The 19,582-nt window shown below is 70.1% G+C and carries 17 protein-coding genes, 1 rRNA gene and 1 riboswitch; of the genes, 14 read left to right on the top strand and 4 right to left on the bottom strand.

What is annotated here, in order from left to right; genetic code table 11:
- Positions 1-140: 140 nt before the first annotated feature.
- The 11 genes from rrf to ACZ5WG_RS07755 all read left to right on the top strand — a co-directional run bounded on the left by rrf (position 141) and on the right by ACZ5WG_RS07755 (position 10,595).
- Positions 141-257: ribosomal RNA gene (rrf, locus tag ACZ5WG_RS07805) — 5S ribosomal RNA — on the top strand.
- Positions 258-374: 117 nt separating this feature from the next.
- Positions 375-965 carry a CDP-alcohol phosphatidyltransferase family protein gene (locus ACZ5WG_RS07800; RefSeq protein WP_266631309.1) on the top strand — a complete coding sequence of 197 codons (591 nt, stop codon included), beginning with the start codon at positions 375-377 and terminating at the stop codon, positions 963-965.
- A gap of 100 nt (positions 966-1,065) precedes the next feature.
- On the top strand, positions 1,066-3,561 hold the full coding sequence (locus ACZ5WG_RS07795) for a sugar phosphate nucleotidyltransferase (protein WP_468721422.1): 2,496 nt from the start codon (positions 1,066-1,068) through the stop codon (positions 3,559-3,561).
- A gap of 109 nt (positions 3,562-3,670) precedes the next feature.
- The gene (locus ACZ5WG_RS07790) at positions 3,671-4,579 is read left to right on the top strand and encodes a DUF881 domain-containing protein (RefSeq protein WP_468721420.1); all 909 of its coding nucleotides are present in this window, start codon (positions 3,671-3,673) and stop codon (positions 4,577-4,579) included.
- Positions 4,576-4,908, top strand: a complete 333-nt coding sequence (locus ACZ5WG_RS07785; RefSeq protein WP_030158423.1) for a small basic family protein — start codon at positions 4,576-4,578, stop codon at positions 4,906-4,908. The genes ACZ5WG_RS07790 and ACZ5WG_RS07785 overlap by 4 nt, the downstream gene beginning before the upstream one ends.
- Positions 4,905-5,819, top strand: a complete 915-nt coding sequence (locus ACZ5WG_RS07780; RefSeq protein ID WP_468721419.1) for a DUF881 domain-containing protein — start codon at positions 4,905-4,907, stop codon at positions 5,817-5,819. Before ACZ5WG_RS07785 ends, ACZ5WG_RS07780 begins: the two co-directional genes overlap by 4 nt.
- A gap of 82 nt (positions 5,820-5,901) precedes the next feature.
- A complete protein-coding gene (locus ACZ5WG_RS07775) occupies positions 5,902-6,843 on the top strand; it encodes an FHA domain-containing protein (protein ID WP_468721477.1) in 942 nt (313 codons plus the stop codon).
- A 75-nt stretch (positions 6,844-6,918) separates the two neighbouring features.
- Positions 6,919-7,683 (top strand): transcriptional regulator FtsR, encoded by a 765-nt coding sequence (gene ftsR, locus ACZ5WG_RS07770; protein ID WP_468721418.1) that lies wholly within the window; start codon positions 6,919-6,921, stop codon positions 7,681-7,683.
- Positions 7,684-7,747: 64 nt separating this feature from the next.
- Positions 7,748-8,221 carry a bifunctional nuclease family protein gene (locus ACZ5WG_RS07765; protein WP_030009777.1) on the top strand — a complete coding sequence of 158 codons (474 nt, stop codon included), beginning with the start codon at positions 7,748-7,750 and terminating at the stop codon, positions 8,219-8,221.
- Between the two features lie 180 nt (positions 8,222-8,401).
- Complete coding sequence (locus ACZ5WG_RS07760; protein ID WP_468721417.1) at positions 8,402-9,040, top strand: MerR family transcriptional regulator; 639 nt, start codon at positions 8,402-8,404, stop codon at positions 9,038-9,040.
- Positions 9,041-9,119: 79 nt separating this feature from the next.
- On the top strand, positions 9,120-10,595 hold the full coding sequence (locus ACZ5WG_RS07755) for a DNA polymerase IV (protein WP_468721416.1): 1,476 nt from the start codon (positions 9,120-9,122) through the stop codon (positions 10,593-10,595).
- Here ACZ5WG_RS07755 and ACZ5WG_RS07750 read toward each other — a convergent pair.
- A complete protein-coding gene (locus ACZ5WG_RS07750; protein ID WP_037637096.1) occupies positions 10,592-10,963 on the bottom strand; it encodes a PRC-barrel domain-containing protein in 372 nt (123 codons plus the stop codon). The two genes, ACZ5WG_RS07755 and ACZ5WG_RS07750, sit on opposite strands and share 4 nt — an antisense overlap.
- Before the next feature lie 113 nt (positions 10,964-11,076).
- Positions 11,077-11,175: riboswitch (glycine riboswitch) on the top strand.
- 198 nt (positions 11,176-11,373) lie between these two features.
- Between ACZ5WG_RS07750 and gcvP the strand changes: the two genes are divergently transcribed.
- Positions 11,374-14,259 carry an aminomethyl-transferring glycine dehydrogenase gene (gcvP, locus tag ACZ5WG_RS07745; RefSeq protein WP_468721415.1) on the top strand — a complete coding sequence of 962 codons (2,886 nt, stop codon included), beginning with the start codon at positions 11,374-11,376 and terminating at the stop codon, positions 14,257-14,259.
- Between the two features lie 156 nt (positions 14,260-14,415).
- Here the strand turns inward: gcvP and ACZ5WG_RS07740 are convergent, their stop codons facing one another.
- Both ACZ5WG_RS07740 and ACZ5WG_RS07735 read right to left on the bottom strand, forming a co-directional pair.
- Positions 14,416-14,622, bottom strand: coding sequence for a DUF5999 family protein (locus ACZ5WG_RS07740; RefSeq protein WP_030303831.1), 207 nt, complete (start codon positions 14,620-14,622; stop codon positions 14,416-14,418).
- Positions 14,623-14,980: 358 nt separating this feature from the next.
- Positions 14,981-15,601, bottom strand: a complete 621-nt coding sequence (locus ACZ5WG_RS07735) for a hypothetical protein (protein ID WP_053789725.1) — start codon at positions 15,599-15,601, stop codon at positions 14,981-14,983.
- 494 nt (positions 15,602-16,095) lie between these two features.
- Between ACZ5WG_RS07735 and ACZ5WG_RS07730 the strand changes: the two genes are divergently transcribed.
- Both ACZ5WG_RS07730 and ACZ5WG_RS07725 read left to right on the top strand, forming a co-directional pair.
- Positions 16,096-17,631, top strand: coding sequence for a glutamate-cysteine ligase family protein (locus ACZ5WG_RS07730; protein WP_468721413.1), 1,536 nt, complete (start codon positions 16,096-16,098; stop codon positions 17,629-17,631).
- 101 nt (positions 17,632-17,732) lie between these two features.
- A complete protein-coding gene (locus ACZ5WG_RS07725) occupies positions 17,733-18,530 on the top strand; it encodes a CPBP family intramembrane glutamic endopeptidase (RefSeq protein ID WP_468721412.1) in 798 nt (265 codons plus the stop codon).
- Between the two features lie 11 nt (positions 18,531-18,541).
- On the opposite strand, the gene ACZ5WG_RS07720 is transcribed toward ACZ5WG_RS07725, so the two are convergent.
- Entirely contained in the window at positions 18,542-19,360 is an 819-nt protein-coding gene (locus tag ACZ5WG_RS07720) for a PhzF family phenazine biosynthesis protein (protein ID WP_468721410.1), read from the bottom strand.
- Positions 19,361-19,582: the final 222 nt, after the last annotated feature.

Here is a 19,582-nt window from a genome sequence, read left to right as displayed (position 1 = left end):
CCAGATGTGGAAGCCCGGTAACGGGTGGAGCTGACTGGTACTAATAGGCCGAGGGCTTGTCCTCAGTTGCTCGCGTCCACTGTGTTAGTTCTGAAATAACGAACAGCTGTGTTCATGCCAGCGTTCAAATTTCATAGTGTTTCGGTGGTCATAGCGTTAGGGAAACGCCCGGTTACATTCCGAACCCGGAAGCTAAGCCTTTCAGCGCCGATGGTACTGCAGGGGGGACCCTGTGGGAGAGTAGGACGCCGCCGAACAATCATTGTAGAAAGCCCCGCACCTTATGGTGCGGGGCTTTTCTGCGTTCAGGGCCGGTGCAGCTTCCTGTAGGGTCATGAGGCATCGTTCGTACGTTCAACAGTGGAGGCCCCCGGGTGGAGGTCCAGGAGACTCGGGTTCAGACGGACCGAATTTTCACCATTCCGAACATCCTGAGCATGGCTCGCCTCGTCGGCGTGCCCCTGTTCCTCTGGCTGATTCTGGAGGAGCACGACGGTTGGGCCTTGGCGGTCCTCATGCTCAGCGGGGTCAGCGACTACCTCGACGGGAAGCTGGCACGGCGCTGGAATCAGATCAGCAGCCTGGGCCGACTGCTGGATCCGGCCGCGGACCGGCTGTACATCCTCTCCACGCTCTTCGGCCTGACCTATCGAGACATTCTGCCGCTGTGGCTCACCGGGGCGCTGATCGCCCGTGAGCTGATGCTGCTGGTCATGGTCTGGATCCTGCGCCGGCACGGCTATCCGCCGCCGCAGGTCAACTTCCTCGGCAAGGCCGCGACCTTCAACCTGATGTACGCCTTCCCTCTGCTGTTGCTCAGTGACGGTACGGGTTGGTTGGCCTGGATGGGGGCAGTTTTCGGATGGGCGTTCGCCGGATGGGGTACAACCCTCTACTGGTGGGCAGGAATCCTTTACGTGGTGCAGGTCCGCCGGCTCGTGAAGGCGGACGCCGCGGCCGATTGAGCTCGCTCGGCGCCCGGCTGACGCGGAAGAGTTGCGAAGTCACCGTCCGGGACGGGTGAGGTCGGCGAGAACGTCGTCTCTCAAGGAGGACTCTTCCGACATGAAGGCCGTCGTGATGGCCGGTGGCGAAGGCACTCGTCTTCGCCCCATGACCTCGAGCATGCCCAAGCCGCTCCTGCCGGTGGTCAACCGGCCGATCATGGAGCACGTGCTCAGGCTGCTCAAGCGGCATGGGCTCAGTGAGACCGTTGTTACCGTCCAGTTCCTGGCGTCACTCGTCAAGAACTACTTCGGTGACGGCGAGGAGCTCGGAATGGAGCTCACCTATGCCAACGAGGAGAAGCCACTCGGCACTGCCGGCAGTGTGAAGAATGCCGAGGAGGCCCTGAAGGACGACGCTTTCCTCGTCATTTCCGGCGATGCACTCACCGACTTCGACCTCACCGACCTCATCCGCTTCCACAAACAGAAGGGCGCACTCGTCACGGTGTGCCTGACCCGGGTGCCGAACCCGCTGGAATTCGGCATCACCATCGTGGACGAGGAAGGAAAGGTCGAGCGCTTCCTCGAAAAGCCGACGTGGGGCCAGGTGTTCTCGGACACCGTCAACACCGGTATCTACGTCATGGAGCCCGAGGTCTTCAACTACGTGGACCCGGATGTTCCGGTCGACTGGTCCGGCGATGTCTTCCCGCAGCTGATGAAGGAAGGCAAGCCGATCTACGGCTATGTGGCCGAGGGCTACTGGGAGGACGTCGGCACCCACGAGAGCTACGTCAAGGCGCAGGCCGACGTACTCGAGGGCAAGGTCCAGGTCGAGATGGACGGCTTCGAGATCTCGCCCGGAGTGTGGATCGCCGAAGGCGCCGAGGTGAGCCCCGACGCCGTGCTCCGCGGGCCGCTGTACATCGGTGACTACGCCAAGGTCGAGGCCGGTGTGGAGATCCGCGAGCACACGATCGTCGGGTCCAACGTCGTCGTGAAGAGCGGGGCCTTCCTGCACCGGGCCGTCATCCACGACAACGTCTACATCGGGCAGCACAGCAATCTGCGCGGCTGCGTCATCGGCAAGAACACCGACATCATGCGGGCCGCCCGGATCGAGGACGGGGCCGTCATCGGTGACGAGTGTCTGGTCGGTGAGGAATCGATCATTCAGGGGAACGTGCGGGTCTACCCCTTCAAGACGATCGAGGCCGGCGCCTTCGTCAACACGTCGGTGATCTGGGAGTCCCGCGGGCAGGCACACCTCTTCGGCACCCGCGGAGTCTCCGGGATCCTGAACGTGGAGATCACCCCCGAGCTGGTGGTCCGGCTCGCCGGCGCGTACGCGACGACCCTGAAGAAGGGGGCGACGGTCACCACGGCCCGAGACCACTCCCGCGGCGCGAGAGCGCTCAAGCGGGCAGTGATCTCGGCGCTGCAGTGCAGCGCGATCAACGTGCGCGACCTGGAGAACGTACCGCTGCCGGTGGCGCGGCAGCAGACCGCGCGGGGTACCGCGGGCGGGATCGTGGTGCGGACCTCGCCCGGGGTGCCGGACTCGGTCGACATCGTGTTCCTGGACGAGCGGGGAGCGGACCTCTCGCTCCAGCAGCAGCGCAAGCTGGACCGGGTGTACGCGCGGCAGGAGTACCGGCGGGCGTTCCCGGGCGAGATCGGCGACCTCCAGTTCCCGGGCAGTGTCTTCGACGCCTATACGGGTTCCCTGCTGCGCCGGGTGGACACGACCGGCGTCGCCGATTCCGGGCTCAAGGTGGTCGTGGACGCCTCCAACGGCAGTGCCGGGCTCGTTCTGCCGAGCCTGCTGGGCCGGCTGGAGGTGGACGCGCTGACGATCAACCCGGGGCTCGACGAGTCCAGGCCGACGGAGACCGCGGAGTCCCGGCGGGCCGGGCTGGTGCGGCTCGGGGAGATCGTGGCCTCGGCGCGGGCCGCGTTCGGGGTGCGGTTCGACCCGGTGGGAGAGCGGATCTCACTGGTGGACGAGCGCGGGCGGATCATCGAGGACGACCGGGCGCTTTTGGTGATGCTGGACCTCGTGGCCGCCGAGAAGCGCAGCGGCAAGGTGGCGCTGCCGGTGACCACGACCCGTATCGCCGAACAGGTCGCGGCGTACCACGGGACGCAGGTGGAGTGGACGACGACCTCGCCCGACGACCTGACGCGGGTGGGCCGGGCGGAGAACACGATCTTCGGCGGGGACGGCCGGGGCGGATACATCGTCCCGGAGTTCAGCAGCGTGTTCGACGGGTCGGCGGCCTTCGTCCAGCTGATCGGTCTGGTGGCACGGACGCAGCTCACGCTGAGTCAGATCGATGCGCGGATACCGCGAGCCCATGTACTCAAGCGGGACGTACCGACCCCGTGGGCGGTGAAGGGGCTCGTGATGCGGCGGGTCGTGGAGGCGGCCGGGGACCGGCAGGTGGACACCACCGACGGTGTGCGGGTGGTCGAGGCCGACGGGCGGTGGGCGCTGGTCCTGCCGGACCCGGCGGAGGCGGTCACGCACCTGTGGGCCGAGGGTCCCGACGACGTGTCCGCGCAGGCGCTGCTGGACGAGTGGGCGGGCGTGGTGGACGGCGCCGGGCACTGAGCGCCGGAGACGTTGCGGACCAGCGCAGTCCGGTGGGCCGGGTGAGGAGCGCCTTGCTCCCTGTCCACCGGACGGGCGCATTCGGTGCGGGCGGCGCCGACATGCGACGATGAGCGGCATGTCGCAGCCGCCCCACAACCGGAGTTCGGCGCCGGCGCCTCCCGCGCGCCCGGACGCATCCATGTCGCTGCTGACGCACGTGATGGACCACAGTCTCGACGAGGGCTATGCAGAAGCGTCTGCCCGGCGTGAGGCGGAGGGCACGGCGGGCCTGCCGCGCACCCTCAAGGCCAAGCTGGCGCTCGCCGCCGGGCTCGTGCTCGCCGCCATGGTCGTCACGCTGGGTGCTGCCCAGGCGCGGATAGCCGCGCCGGTCCTGGCCAAGGAGCGGCAGGAGCTGATCGACCGGGTGCAGCGGGCCGACGAGCGCGCGGACGGCCTGGAGCGGGACATCGAGCGGTTGCGGGCGAACGTCGTGGGCCGCCAGCGTGAGGCGCTCAAACAGCACGGCGGCGACCAGGGTCAGCTCGTGGCACTGCTGGCCGGTGCCACGGAGGTCCGCGGTCCGGGGGTCAAGCTGGTCGTGGACGACGCCAAGGGCTCCTCGTCGGGCGGCGGTGGCAAGCCGCGCGAGAACACCGGGTTCTCGGACACCGGCCGGCTCCGGGACCGGGACATGCAGAAGATCGTCAACGGGCTCTGGCAGTCCGGGGCCGAGGCCATCTCGATCAACGGGCAGCGGCTGACGGCGCTGTCGGCGATCAGGGCCGCGGGTGACGCGATACTGGTCGACAACAGGCCGCTGGTACCGCCGTACGAGGTGCTGGCGGTGGGGGACAAGAAGCGGCTCGGGACCGCGTTCCAGGACTCCGCGGACGGCCAGTACCTGCACGCGCTGCAGGAGAACTACGGGATCCGCTACACCTTGTCTCCCGCGGACGAGCTGCGGCTGCCGGCCGCGTCGAGCCTGACCGTACGTACAGCTACAGCAGAAGAGCCGAAGAAGGGTGCATCGTGATCGCGGTACTGGGCCTGGTGGCCGGAGTGGTGGTCGGACTTCTGGTCCGGCCCGAAGTGCCGGCCGTCGTGGAGCCTTATCTGCCGATCGCCGTGGTGGCGGCGCTGGACGCGGTGTTCGGGGGCTTGCGCGCGATGCTGGACGGCATCTTCGTGGACAAGGTCTTCGTGGTGTCGTTCCTGTCGAACGTGGTCGTGGCGGCGCTGATCGTCTTCCTCGGTGACAAGCTGGGCGTCGGCTCGCAGCTGTCGACGGGTGTGGTCGTGGTCCTCGGCATCCGCATCTTCTCCAACGCCGCGGCCATCCGCCGGCACGTGTTCCGGGCGTGAGGCCGATGAGTACGAACGACAACCCGCCCGAGGAGCCGATGGGCTCGGAGCTGCCGCCGCAGGACCAGCCCGAAGAGGGCGCCCAGCGCGAGGCGCAGCCGGCGCAGCCGGCCCAGCCGGCTCGGCCCGACGAATCCACCGGAACCACCGCATCCGAGGCGGCCGCCATAGACAAGGCCGCCGAGCCGGCGCAGACCGGCCGCCAGCGGCTGGCGGAGGGGCTGTGGCCGCCGCGGGTGAGCCGGGCCCAACTGATCGTGGCGCTCCTCCTGTTCGTCCTCGGGCTGGGCCTGGCCATCCAGGTGCGGTCGAACAGCGACTCCAGTGCGCTGCGCGGGGCCCGCCAGGAGGACCTCGTACGGATCCTCGACGAGCTCGACGGGCGGACCAAGCGCCTGGAGGACGAGAAGCAGCAGCTGGAGGACCAGCGCAAGGAGTTGGAGAGCAGCTCCAACCAGGCCGAAGAGGCCCGGCGGCAGACCATCGAGAAGGAGCGCCAACTCGGGATCCTGGCCGGTACGGTGGCAGCGCAGGGGCCGGGCATCACGCTGAAGATCACCGATCCCAAGGGCCAGGTGCAGTCGGACCAGCTGCTGGACACCCTCCAGGAGCTGCGGGCGGCCGGGGCCGAGGCGATCCAGATCAACGGCGTGCGCATCGTGGCGGGCTCGTTCTTCTCGGACGCGGGCGGCGGGATCGGGATCGACGGTAAGAAGATCACACAGCCTTATGAGTTCAAGGTGATCGGCAAGGCACAGGATCTGGAGCCTGCTCTGAACATTCCCGGCGGTGTCGTGCAGACGCTGGAGAAGGAACAGGCCACCGTCGCCGTCACACGGTCGGCGAAGATCGTTGTGGATGCCTTGCGGGCTGCGAAGCAGCCTGACTACGCTCGGTCGTCATCGTCGTGATGTGGGACGGGGAGCGGACGGGCTCACGCGGGCTGATGCCTGCGGGGGGTCGGCGCACTGAAGTCGTGGTGCGTGGTGGAAACTGTCTGGTGGTTACGGACGTTGTGAGAATGTCCGGGTCGGCAGGTGTGTGCATTCGGAGTTCGTCCTGCCCCACGGGCGGGTCTGTTTCGTTCAAGGGGAATCGCCCGTGAAGTTGTTTGAGAAGTTGTTCGGAAAGAAGAACCGCGAGGACGGTGCAGCGAGGCACCGCGCGGGGCAGGGAGAGGTGGAAGGGCAGGGCGACCGGCCGCTCTTCCGTGACGAGGTCGCCGGCGCGGGTGATGTTTCGGGCGCGCCGGGCGCGTCGTCTGTTGACCCTGCAGGTTCCGGACGCATAGGTTTCGGTGAACCATCAACCTCAAGTTCGGGTGGAGGGTTTTCCCCCGACCCGTATGCCACCAATGCCTCCGCGGGGCAGCCGCGGCGCGAGGAGCCGTCCATGTCGGCCGAGCAGGTTTGCAGCAGGTGCGGACACCGCAGCGATGCGGCCAGCCGGTTCTGCTCCAACTGCGGCGCGCCGCTGCGGGCGGGCCTGACGCCGGAGCGTGCCTCGGAGACCACGTCCACCATCTCGATCTCGGGCCTCGAGGCCTACGAGGCCGAGGTGTCCGGACAACAGCACGTGTCGTCCTCGCTGTCCCCCGAGGCCCAGGCCGCGGTGGAAGCTCTGCCTCCGGGTTCCGCCCTGCTGATCGTGCGGCGCGGCCCGAACTCCGGCAGCCGCTTCCTGCTGGACGGTGAGCTGACCACGGCGGGCCGGCACCCGCAGAGCGACATCTTCCTGGACGACGTCACGGTCTCCCGGCGGCATGTCGAGTTCCGCAGGAGCCAGGAGGGCGGCTTCACCGTCGCCGACGTGGGCAGCCTCAACGGCACGTACGTCAACCGTGAGCCGATCGACTCGGTCGCCCTGCACAACGGCGACGAGGTGCAGATCGGCAAGTACCGGATGGTCTTCTACGCGAGCCTGCGGGGCGTCTGACCGCCCCCTGGGCTCCGCCCGGGGGGACCCCCACCTCCGGACTCCGTCCGGGGGGATCCCCAGAGGGAAGGTCCCATGCTGCGTACCCCCACCGGCGGCGCCTCGAAGAGAGGCACCGCCGGCGCGCCCGGGCGGCTGGTGAGCATCGGCACGGTGCTCACCATGCTGCGCGACGAGTTCCCCGAAGTCACGATCTCGAAGATTCGCTTCCTGGAGGCGGAGGGGCTCGTCGAGCCCCGGCGCACACCCTCCGGATACCGCAAGTTCAGCACGGAGGACGTCGAGCGGCTTGCTCGCATCCTGCGTCTGCAGCGGGACCACTACCTGCCGTTGAAGGTCATCCGCGAACAGCTGGACGCGCTCGCCCGCGGCGAGCAGATCCGTATCCCGTCGCCCACGGCGCACGGGGATTCCGTCGATCCGGCCAGCCCTTCCGCCGTCTACGGCGAGGTGGGCCGGGAGCGGCCGACCGCGGCCCGGGTGGGCCGCGCCGAGCTGATCGCCTCGGCCGAGGTGGACGAGGCGCAGCTGGCCGAATGGGAGTCGTACGGGCTGATCGGTGAGGCTCCCGGCGGCGGATTCGACGCCGAGGCGGTCACCGTGGCCCGCCTGGTGGCGGATCTGGGCCGGTTCGGGCTGGAGCCCCGGCACCTGCGGGCCATGAAGGCCGCCGCGGACCGGGAGGCGGGGCTGGTGGAGCAGGTCGTGGCACCGCTGCGGCGGCACCGCAACCCGCAGACCAGGGCGCATGCCGAGGCCACCATGAAAGAGCTCGCGGGGCTCTCCGTACGGCTCCACGAGGCCTTGGTGCAGACGGCTCTCGGGGTCCGTCTGCACTGACCCCGGGGATCTTCGAGGGGGGCCCGACTACCCAAACCTGCCGGGCAGGTCCTAGGGTTGCTGTGTGAACGAGCTCGACGTTGTGGGTGTCCGGGTGGAAATGCCCTCCAACCAACCGATCGTGCTCCTGCGTGAAGTGGGAGGCGACCGGTACCTCCCCATCTGGATCGGACCAGGGGAGGCGACCGCCATTGCCTTCGCGCAGCAGGGCATGGCCCCTGCCCGGCCGCTGACGCACGACCTGTTCAAGGACGTGCTGGAGGCGATCGGCGAGGAGCTCACCGAGGTCCGGATCACGGATCTGCGGGAGGGCGTCTTCTACGCGGAGCTCGTCTTCGCCAGCGGGGTCGAGGTGAGCGCGCGGCCCTCCGACGCCATAGCGCTGGCCCTGCGTACGGGGACGCCGATCTACGGCAGCGACGGCGTGCTCGACGACGCCGGAATCGCCATTCCGGACGAGCAGGAGGACGAGGTGGAGAAGTTCCGCGAGTTCCTCGACCAGATCTCTCCGGAGGACTTCGGCACCGGGCCACAATGAGCCGCCGACCGCGCCCGTCCATAGGGAGTGTCAGCCCATTCGGTTAACCTTTCCCCGAAATGGGGCACGGGAAACCACTCTCAGGGTGATTATCACTCGGCGTGCCGAGTGTGGCGATCGTTGACGCACCCCTGGTGACTGCCTACCTTCGAGGGGGCAGGTCAAGGACGGAGGGTCGGCGTGAGAGTCACGGGCGACGGTACGACCGGGGGCATCCCCGTGCGGAGTGACGGTGGGCCGTACCCGCTCCACGGCAGCGCGGCAGGTTCCGCGCGCCGTCAGCCGGAGGCGGCCACGGTCGCAGCGGCCGGCGCGGACCCGGCACCCGAACAAGTCGGCTACCGGGGTCCGACGGCGTGCGCCGCGGCGGGCATCACGTACCGGCAGCTCGACTACTGGGCGCGGACCGGGCTGGTGGAGCCCACGGTGCGCCCCGCGTACGGGTCGGGCACGCAGCGCCTGTACAGCTTCCGGGACGTCGTCGTCCTCAAGATCGTCAAGCGCTTCCTCGACACCGGTGTGGCGCTGCAGAACATCCGGACCACGGTCCAGCACCTGCGGGACCGCGGTTTCGCGGACCTCGAGCGCATGACGCTGATGAGCGACGGCGCCACCGTGTACGAGTGCACCTCGCCGGACCAGGTCGTGAGCCTGCTCCAGGGCGGGCAGGGCATCTTCGGCATCGCCGTGGGCGTGGTCTGGCGCGATGTCGAGAACGCGCTGTCGCAGCTGCACGGCGAGCGGGTCGACACCGGCGAGACCGTGGTCGGCCACAACCCGACGGACGAGCTCGCCGCCCGGCGCAACCGGGCCGGCTGAGACCGGTCCCCGGCCCGGCCGCGAAGGCGCCGGGCCCGGCCCCGGCCGATTGTCAGTGGCGTAGGGCAGCATCGGGGCTGTGAGAGCCGCGCCGACCATCCTGCATCTGGACATGGACGCCTTCTACGCATCCGTGGAGCAGGCATCGAAGCCGAGCCTGCGCGGCAAGGCCGTGATCGTCGGCGGGCTCGGCCCGCGCGGGGTGGTCGCCACCGCTTCCTACGAGGCGCGGCGCTTCGGGGTGCACTCGGCGATGCCGATGGCCCAGGCGCGGCGGCTCTGCCCGAACGGCGCCTGCCTGATCCCGCGCTTCAGCCTGTACCGGGCGGTCAGCGAGGTGGTCATGGCGCTGCTGCGGGAGCTGTCGCCGCTCGTGGAGCCGCTCAGCCTGGACGAGGCCTTCGTGGACCTGGAGGCGGGTGGCACTGCCTTCGACGCGGAATCCGCCCTGGAGACGGGACAGCGGCTGCGGGCGGACATCCTGGCGGCGACCGGGCTCAGTGGGTCGGTGGGGCTCGCGGGGTCGAAGATGCTGGCGAAGGTGGCCTCGGAGGAGGCCAAGCCGGACGGGCTGCTGTTGATCGAGCCGGGCACGGAGCGGGCCCTGCTCGCGCCGATGTCGGTACGGACCCTGCCGGGGGTGGGGCCGGCCACCGGGGAGCACCTGCGGCGGGCCGGGATCACCACCGTGGGGGAGCTCGCCGAGGCCGGCGAGGACGAGCTGGTCCGGATGGTCGGGCGCTCGCACGGGGTCGGCCTGTACCGGATGGCGCTGGGGCTGGACGACCGGCCGGTGGTCGCTGAGCGCGATGCGAAGTCCGTGTCGGTCGAGGACACCTTCGACGTGGACCTGCACGACCGGGTGCGGATCCGCAACGAGGTGCAGCGGCTCGCGGACCGGTGTGTGCACCGGCTGCGGGACTCGGGGCACTCCGGGCGCACGATCGTGCTGAAGGTGCGGCGGTACGACTTCTCGACCCTGACGCGCTCCGAGACGCTGCGGGGGCCCACCGACGACCCTGCGGTGGTGCGGGAGGCCGCGGCGCGGCTGCTGGAGGCGGTGGACACCACGGGCGGGGTGCGGCTGCTGGGGGTCGGTGTGACCGGGCTGGCGGACTACACCCAGGAGGACCTGTTCGCGCAGTCCATGGCCGCTGAGGCCGCGGAGGCTGCTGCGGAGGCCGCCGCCGAGGGCGGGGCAGCCGAGCCGGACGGCGCTGCGGAGGCCGCCGGGGCGGGCGGGCCGGTCGGGTCCGGTGGCCAGGCAGGTCCGGCAGGGTCTGGTGGGCCTGCAGAGGCCCCCGGGGCTGCGGAGCCGTCCGGGGAGCCGGAGCCCGCCCGGGAACGCCGCTGGGCGGCCGGGAGCGACGTACGGCATGCCGTGTACGGGCCCGGGTGGGTGCAGGGCAGCGGGGTCGGGAGGGTGACCGTGCGGTTCGAGCGGCCCGGATCGCCACCGGGCCGGGTGCGCACCTTCCGGGTGGACGACCCCGAGCTGGAGCCGTCCGATCCGCTGCCCCTCGTAGGGGAATCCGTACCGCCCGAGGCCGCTTAGGGGGTGTCGTCGCCGTTCGCCAGGCGGCCGAAGTCGCGCTGGATGTCCGACGGGAGGGAGACGTCCAGTCCGTAGTGGTGGTAGAGCTGCAGCTCCTGTTCGGGGGAGAGGTGGCGGCCGACTCCGAAGTCCGGGGCGTCCTTGATCAGGGAGCGCTCGAAGGGGACCCGCAGGGTGTCGTCGACCACCTCGCTCGGTTCCAGCGGGACGAACGCGTCCCGGCTGAACAGGCCCGTCCGGACGGCGGCCCACTCGGGCACGCCCGTGGCATCGTCGAGGTAGACCTCGTCGACGGTGCCGATCTTGGTTCCGTTGCGGTCGAACGCCTTGCGGCCGATCAGGCTGCGCGGATCGATGTCGGTCTGCACGGTCCCTCCATATGGTCGCAACTCCTCCGTAACGACTACAAAAGTGCATTTCCGGAGTGGGGGCCACTCGAGGGAGGGCCGGGAACCTCGCTGGTAGGCTGGGTGACGGCTGTTGACCCTGTGCGGGAGAGTCCTCCGAGTGAGCATGACGGAGGCGCCGAAGGAGCAAATCCTCCCCGGAATCTCTCAGGCATACGTACCGCACGTGACGAGGCCACTCTGGAAAGCAGGGGCAGGTACCGGGTGCGCAGTGCCGGTTCCTCCCCTCACCGACGGTGAAAGCCGGAATCCGCGGGCCATCCCCGCGACTCCGGTGAAGCTCTCAGGTTGAGATGACAGAGGGGGAGGCCGTCCGGGTGCCCGCGCCGTGGTGCCCCTCGCAGGTCGTACGACCCAGGAGGCCTCCGTACATGACCGCCAACCGCATTCCGCTCTCCCAGCTGGAGCGAGGGATCCCCTTCGAGCAGCGCCACATCGGCCCGGACGCCGAGGCGCAGGCGAAGATGCTCGCCCATGTGGGCTACGGCTCGCTGGACGAACTGACCGCCGCCGCGGTACCGGATGTGATCAAGAGCGCCGAGGCGCTGAACCTGCCCGAGGCGCTGACCGAGGCCGAGGTGCTGGCCGAGCTGCGTTCGCTCGCCGACCGCAACCAGGTCCTGACGCCGATGATCGGCCTCGGCTACTACGGGACCTTCACGCCGCCGGTGATCCTGCGCAACGTCATGGAGAACCCGGCCTGGTACACGGCGTACACGCCCTACCAGCCGGAGATCTCGCAGGGCCGCCTCGAGGCGCTCCTCAACTTCCAGACCGTCGTCGCGGACCTCACCGGCCTGCCGACCTCCGGCGCCTCCCTGCTCGACGAGGGCACCGCCGCGGCCGAGGCCATGACGCTGGCCCGCCGCGTGGGCAAGTCCAAGGGGAACATCTTCCTCGTCGACGCCGACGCGCTGCCGCAGACCATCGCCGTGATCGAGACCCGCGCCGAGCCGATCGGCATCGAGATCGTCGTCGCCGACCTGTCCGGGGGCATCCCGGCCGAGATCGCCGAGCGCGGCGTCTACGGCGTGCTGCTCCAGTACCCGGGCGCCTCCGGTGCCGTACGGGACATCAAGCCGGTCATCGACCAGGCGCACGGCCTCGGCGCGATCGTCGCCGTCGCCGCCGACCTGCTCGCCCTGACCCTGCTGACCTCCCCGGGCGCGCTCGGCGCGGACATCGCAGTCGGCACCACCCAGCGCTTCGGCGTCCCGATGGGCTTCGGTGGCCCGCACGCAGGCTACATGGCCGTCCAGGACAAGCACGCCCGCTCGCTGCCGGGCCGCCTCGTCGGCGTCTCCGTGGACGCGGACGGCAACAAGGCGTACCGCCTGGCGCTGCAGACCCGTGAGCAGCACATCCGCCGGGAGAAGGCCACCAGCAACATCTGCACCGCGCAGGTGCTGCTCGCCGTCATGGCCGGCATGTACGCGGTCTACCACGGTCCGGACGGCCTGCGGACGATCGCCCGCCGTACGCACCGCTACGCGGCCCTGCTCGCCGCCGGTCTGACGGCCGGCGGGGTCGAGCTCGTGCACGGCGCGTACTTCGACACCCTCACCGCCCGGGTGCCCGGCAAGGCCGCCGAGGTCGCCGCCGCCGCCCGCAAGGGCGGGGTCAACCTGTTCCAGGTCGACGCGGACCACGTCTCCGTCTCCTGCGACGAGACCACCCTGCGCGCCGGCGTCGAGGCCGTCTGGGCCGCCTTCGGCGTGAGCGCCGACATCGAGGCCCTCGACGGGACCACCGCCGACGCCCTGCCCGAGGGCCTGCTGCGCTCGGACGACTACCTGGCGCACCCGGTCTTCCACCAGCACCGCAGCGAGACCGCGATGCTGCGCTACCTGCGCAAGCTGGCGGACAAGGACTACGCGCTGGACCGCGGCATGATCCCGCTGGGCTCCTGCACCATGAAGCTCAACGCGACCACCGAGATGGAGTCGGTCACCTGGCCGGAATTCGGCCAGCTGCACCCGTTCGCCCCGGTCGAGCAGGCCGAGGGGTACCTCACGCTCATCTCGGAGCTGGAGGAACGTCTCTGCGAGGTCACCGGCTACGACAAGGTCTCCATCCAGCCCAACGCCGGCTCCCAGGGTGAGCTCGCCGGCCTGCTGGCCGTCCGGGCCTACCACCGGGCGAACGGCGACGAGCAGCGCACCGTCTGCCTCATCCCGTCCTCCGCGCACGGCACCAACGCCGCCAGCGCCGTGATGGCCGGCATGAAGGTCGTCGTCGTCAAGACCGCCGACGACGGCGAGGTGGACGCGGCCGACCTGCGCGCCAAGATCGAGCAGTACCGCGACGAGCTCGCCGTGCTGATGATCACGTACCCCTCGACGCACGGTGTGTTCGAGGAGCACGTCGCCGACATCTGCGCCCAGGTGCACGACGCCGGCGGCCAGGTCTACGTGGACGGCGCCAACCTCAACGCCCTGGTGGGCCTGGCCAAGCCGGGTCACTTCGGCGGCGACGTCTCGCACCTGAACCTGCACAAGACCTTCTGCATCCCGCACGGCGGCGGCGGCCCGGGCGTCGGCCCGGTCGGCGTCCGGGCGCACCTTGCCCCGTACCTGCCGAACCACCCGCTCCAGCCCACCGCGGGCCCGGAGACGGGCGTCGGCCCGATCTCGGCGGCGCCGTGGGGCTCGGCCGGCATCCTGCCGATCTCGTGGTCGTACGTGCGCCTCATGGGCGGCGAGGGCCTCAAGCGCGCCACCCAGGTGGCGGTGCTCGGTGCGAACTACATCGCCAAGCGCCTGGAGCCGCACTACCCGGTGCTCTACACCGGCCCGGGCAACCTGGTCGCGCACGAGTGCATCATCGACATGCGCCCGCTGTCGAAGGCGACCGGCGTGAGCATCGACGACATCGCCAAGCGTCTGATCGACTACGGGTTCCACGCGCCGACCATGTCCTTCCCGGTGGCCGGGACGCTCATGATCGAGCCGACGGAGTCCGAGGACCTCGCCGAGATCGACCGCTTCTGCGACGCGATGATCGCCATCCGCGCCGAGATCGAGCGGGTCGCGGGCGGCGAGTGGCCGGTGGACGACAACCCGCTGGCCAACTCCCCGCACACGGCGGCGGCGCTGGGCGGCGAGTGGAACCACCCGTACAGCCGAGACGAGGCCGTCTTCCCCGGCGGGGTCACGGCAGCCGAGAAGTACTGGCCGCCGGTACGCCGTATCGACGGTGCCTTCGGCGACCGCAACCTGGTGTGCTCCTGCCCGCCGCTGGACGAGTACGACAACTGAGCCGTACGGCACTACGACACCGTGTCCGTTCGGTGACATGACATATTCGTATGACATGACGGCATGACGAAGGGGCCGGTCCGGGAGAATGATTCCCGGGCCGGCCCCTCTGCGTTCTGTTCTGTTCCGTTCCGTTCACTCCGTGCTGTCGTCGGACTAGGCCGCTTTCATCACCTGCGCCGCAGCGAGCGGGCGGTGCGGGGCGATGATCTGGCCGTCCGGCAGCAGCTCACCGGTGTCCTCGAAGAGCAGGACGCCGTTGCACAGCAGGCTCCAGCCCTGTTCCGGGTGGTTGGCCACGGGCTTGGCGGCCTCCCGGTCGGCGGAGTCGGCTGACGGGCACGCTGGCTGGTGCTGGCACATGGATGCGTTCTTTCGCTGCGATGTGGTCTGTGTGCTGCGGCTCGATGCGTTGTTCATGGCCGCCCCCCGTATCAACGTCATGGTTTGGTCAGGGTCCCAGTGTTGCCCCCCGGACTTGAGTCCGCAGGGATTTCCCGGCAGCTGTCCTCATAGATTGATGACGCATCACTCGTGCGGGCGGTTCAACCCAACTCCCCTGTCATTTCGGGTGGTTCGCAGGTGACCCGAGTGGGCTAGACCGAATGGGTCGTACGGGTCACCGGCCCCGCAACGGGCCAGCTCAGACCATGCCCGGACGCAGCTCGGACCATGCCCCGGCCCGGCTCGGGCTCGGCTCGGGACCTGCTCGGGCCCCGGGTCAGGCGGCCGGTGCGGCCAGCGACGGCGGGAGCGGCGGACTCGGCGGAGCGAGCCGGTGGGTCATCACGGGCAGCAGCTCGGACACCGGGTGCGGCCGGTACGCGGCGATGCCGGGCGGGGCCGGCGCCAGTGGCACCAGGAGATCCGCGGCGGCCGGCAGCCCGGCGGAGGCATCGGCGCCGACCGCCCCGTGCAGCCACAGCGTCAGCATGTACAGCTCCGGTACGGAGAGCAGCCGCGGCTGGTAGCTCTTGCCGAGGGATTCCGCCTGGCGCAGGGCGCGTTCGGTGGCCGCGACATACGGGCCCTCGAAGAAATGGGAGAAGGCCCAGCCGTCCGGCGTCAGCCGGGTGTCCGCGGCGGCGACGTACCGGTCGCCGCTGCGGATCAGGAACCGCCAGGCGGTCAGCCGGGTACGGGGCGGACGGCCCCCCGCAGCCAGCTCCGAGATGTTCAACCGGTCGAGGACGTGGACCGGAAGCGGCAGTTCGGCGGTCATCGGACCCTGCAGCGCGCGCAGGGCCGGAGTGTGCGCCTCGTGGACGGCGGTGGGGGAACCGAGTGCCGCGAGGACGCTGCGCAGGGCGGGCGCGGGAGCCGGAGGGACATGCAGCGGCATGGTGGGTCGCCTCTCACTTGGGAGACCTGTGGATCGGGGCAGGTGCGGACGGCGCTGTCGCATTCTGGGGCCAGAGGGGGGCTGAGGGGCAATGGCCGCGCGCCAACTCTCTGCCTCGTTTGCGGAGTTTATACGACATGTGTTCACGCAGTGTTTCGGCTAGCTGTCCCGCCTATTGCCGACAAGGCGCTTACCGGTCCCGCTGACATGGCATTCATGCCGGTTGCGCGCGAACATGTCGCGCTGACCTCGGAGGTTACCGGACGGGGGCTCGGCTGGAAAGCGTCCATTATGCGGAACCGGCAAAACGCATGCGGAATTTGCATACGGTGTCTTGCCAAGTGAATGTGCCATAGCGCCCTTCGGCCAAACCGGCGCGCGCTCCCCGCCACGCACGCCCCCTCGGCGTTATCGATCACGCCGTCGGGGCATCATCGACCGTACACGCGCGCCTGGGTGGCACAGGCCAGGCCCACTCGAGGAGGGACGCTTCGATGGGGGAGAAGGTCGTGGCGGGCGGATTCGACCTGTCCGATCGGCAGAAGTACCGGAGGAAGCTTCACGAGTGTCTGGAGGGACTGGAGCGGCTTCTGGCGGAGAAGAGGTTCGACCGGCCAAAGAACATGATGGGGCTGGAGATCGAGCTGAATCTCGCGGGTGCAGACGGGTTGCCGAGAATGGTGAATGCCCAGGTTCTGGAGCGGATTGCGAGCCCCGATTTCCAGACCGAACTCGGAATGTTCAACCTGGAGGTGAACGTCCTTCCGCACCGGCTCGGCGGCCGGGTATTCGACCAGCTCGCCGAGGAACTGAGTGCAGGGCTCGGCTATGCCCACCGGCAGGCCGCGGAGATCGACGCCGGGGTGGTGATGATCGGCATCCTGCCGACGATCACCCGCTCCGACCTGGTCACCGCGAACCTCTCGGCGGTGGACCGCTACTCGCTGCTGAACGAGCAGATCCTCATGATGCGCGGCGAGGACTTCATGCTCGACATCGACGGGGTCGAGCGGCTCACGTGGAGCACCGGGTCGATCGTGCCGGAGGCCGCCTGCACTTCCGTACAGCTGCATCTGCAGGTGACGCCGGCCCGGTTCGCCGACGTGTGGAACGCGGCGCAGGCGGTGACCGCCGTGCAGATAGCCGTGGGTGCCAACTCGCCGTTCCTGTTCGGGCGTGAGCTGTGGCGGGAGTCGCGGCCGCCGCTGTTCACCCAGGCCACCGACACCCGGCCGCCCGAGCTCCAGGCCCAGGGGGTGCGGCCGCGGACCTGGTTCGGGGAGCGCTGGGTGGAGTCGGCGTACGAGCTCTTCGCGGAGAACGTCCGCTACTTCCCGGCCCTGCTGCCCATCTGCGACGAGGAGGAGCCGCTGCGCGTGCTCGCCGAGGGCGGGGTGCCGAGCCTGCAGGAACTGGTGCTGCACAACGGCACGGTCTACCGGTGGAACCGGCCCGTGTACGGGGTCGCCGACGGGATGCCGCACCTGCGGGTGGAGAACCGGGTGCTGCCGGCCGGGCCGACGGTCGCCGACGTCGTGGCGAACGCCGCCTTCTACTACGGGCTCGTCCGCACGCTCGCCGACGAGCAGCGGCCGGTGTGGACCCGGCTGCCGTTCGCCGAGGCGGAGGCCAACTTCGACGCGGCCTGCCGGTACGGGATCGACGCGCGGCTGCGCTGGCCGCGCCGGGGCCGGGGCGGCGGCCTGGCCGGCGTGTCCGCCGTACGGCTGGTCCTGGACGAACTGCTGCCGATGGCGGCGGCCGGCCTGGACGCCTGGGGCATCGAGCCCGCCGACCGGGACCACTACCTCGGCATCATCGAGGAGCGCTGCCAGCGGCGGGTCAACGGGGCGACCTGGCAGGTTGACACCTACCACCGGGCACTCGCGTCAGGGATGGAGCGGGACGCGGCGCTGGCCGCGATCACCCGGCGCTACAGCGAGCTGATGCACAAGGGCGATCCCGTGCACACCTGGCCCGTCGGCCTGGTGGACGAGGAGGTGAGCGCCCCGGTGCCGGTCCGGCGCTGAACCGGTCGCCCTGCACACGTTCCGGGTCCGGTGATCCGCCCCGCCCTGCCGAGGAGGCAGTATGGGGTGGACAGCAGCGGAACGGCGGGACGGAGTCGGACGTGCGGGCGGAGCCGGAGCCGGTGGTCAAGGCGTTGCACGAGGACGGGCGGGGGGTCCTGCGCACCGAGACGCTGCTCGTGCTGGCGCTGTCGCTGGGGGCGAGCGCCTTCTCCTCGCTGATCAGCTTCATCGGCTCGCTGACCAAGCCGGGCGGCCTCAAGGACCAGGCCGCCACGCTCAACGGCTCGTACGCCCCCGGCCGGCCCTGGCTGGACCTGGCCTGGCAGCTGTTCGGCATCGGCACGGCGCTGGTGCCGGTGCTGCTGGTGGCCCACCTGCTGACCCGGGAGGGCGCACCGGGGCTGCGGGTGCTGGGCTTCGACCGGACCCGGCCGGGCTGGGACCTGGGGCGCGGAGCCCTGGTCGCGGCCGGGATCGGGAGCGCGGGGCTGGCCTTCTACCTGGCGGCGCGGGCGAGCGGCTTCAACCTCACGGTGGTGCCGGAGGCGCTGCCGGACGTGTGGTGGAAGTTCCCCGTGCTGATCCTCTCCGCGGTGCAGAACTCCGTGGTGGAGGAGGTCATCGTGCTGGCCTACCTGCTGCGCCGACTCGATCAGCTGGGCTGGTCGCCGACCGCCGCGCTGCTGGCCAGTGCGGTGCTGCGCGGCTCGTACCACCTCTACCAGGGCATCGGCGGCTTCCTCGGCAACATGGTGATGGGCGTCGTCTTCGTCCTGGCCTACCGGCGCTGGGGGCGGGTGGGTCCGCTCGTCGTCGCACACGCACTGCTCGACATCGTGGCCTTCGGCGGGTACGCACTGCTCGCGGGCAAGGTGGGCTGGCTGCCGACCCCCTAGGCCGACGCCGGTCAGGGGCGGGCGAGCAGTTCGCCGTCGACGACCGTGACCGCGTTGCCGGTGAGGAGCGTACGGTCGCCCGCCAGGCGGACCCGGACGAGGCCGGTGCGCGCCCCGCCCTGGAGTCCGACGAGCGAGGTGCGGCCCAGGCGGGAGGCCCAGAACGGGGCGAGCGCGGTGTGGGCGCTACCCGTGACCGGGTCCTCGTCGATCCCGAAGGCCGGGAAGAAGCCGCGGGAGACGAAGTCGTACCCGCGGGACGGGTCCTCGGCGGCCGCGGTGACGATCACCCCGCGGCGGGAGTAGCCGCGCAGGGCTGCGATGTCGGGGGTGAGCTCGCGTACGGCGCGTTCGTCCGCCAGCTCGACGACCAGGTCGCCGATGTGCTCGGACGTGTCGTGGACGGACCTGATCTCGGCGCGCAGGGCGCTCCGTACGGCGGGGTCCGCGTCCACCGGTGTCAGCGAGGACGTCGGGAAGTCCATCGTGATCGTGCCGTCCTCCGCGGTCGCGGCCGTGAGGATGCCGCACCGCGCGGAGAACCGGATCAGCCCCGTGGCCAGGCCGCTCGTCGCGATCACGTGCGCCGTGGCCAGCGTGGCGTGGCCGCACATGTCGACTTCCGCGGACGGGGTGAACCAGCGCAGGGCCCAGTCGGCGTCCCCGCCGGGCGGCAGCGGGCGGGCGAACGCGGTCTCGGACAGGTTGACCTCGGTGGCGACCTGCTGGAGCCAGGCGTCCGGGGGGAACTCCCCGTCGAGGAGCAGGACCCCGGCGGGGTTGCCGCGGAAGGGGCGGTCGGTGAAGGCATCGACGATTCGCAGGCGCATGGAGCGACCGTAGGCCCGGTTCTTGATCGTCGGCAAAGGCCAATCCGGGATGACTGGCCCAGCCTCGGCCGCAGTGGACGCCGTCGGTGATCAGTCTTCGGCATCCCTGTCTCGCGCGGGGCCGCCGCTTGCAGGGGCCAGTCGTCGACCTGAACCGTCCGCCGTCTCCCGCGGGCCAGACCCAGGCAGGAGACGTGCCCGTTGTCGTAGGACCCGTGCATG

Source organism: Streptomyces sp. NPDC032745 (assembly GCF_055579465.1).
This window is presented reverse-complemented; position numbering and strand designations above follow the sequence as displayed.